At 39.4% G+C, this 386-nt stretch carries 1 protein-coding gene; it reads left to right on the top strand.

Annotated features, from left to right (window positions below; genetic code table 11):
* Window positions 1-118: 118 nt before the first annotated feature.
* Window positions 119-352, top strand: coding sequence for an NADH-quinone oxidoreductase subunit H (locus tag L5849_RS17725; protein ID WP_370459239.1), 234 nt, complete (start codon window positions 119-121; stop codon window positions 350-352).
* The last annotated feature ends 34 nt before the right edge of the window (window positions 353-386 follow it).

The raw sequence follows: 386 nt of genomic DNA, 5'->3' as shown, positions 1-386 counted from the left end.
GGTTAAACCACTTGCAAGGAAGGAGAGTGCAACTCAGCTTGGAACTAGCAGATATGAAGTCCGAAATGTCGCTCAGTTTTCCGATCATCAGTCACAGGTTTGGCGCCTTAGCTGGAATATAACAGGTACAATTCTGGCATCGTCTGGGGGTTTATTTGCCCTAATTTTTATGGCAGAATATATAAACATCTTAGTAATAAGACTATTTACAAGACTAATCTTCCTAAGAACACTACCACTTATAAGTGATATTGTTTTAATTGCCCAGACGGTGGCCTTAGCTGCTCTATTTGTGTGGATTCGAGCCACATACCCACGAATACGTTATGACCACTTAATAAATCTCACCTGAAAAAGATTTTTACCCTTTTCCTTAGCAATACTAA

It is taken from the genome of Erythrobacter sp. SN021, assembly GCF_021864455.1.
The sequence above is the reverse complement of the archived record's forward strand: the minus strand, read 5'-3'. Positions and strand labels throughout refer to the sequence as shown.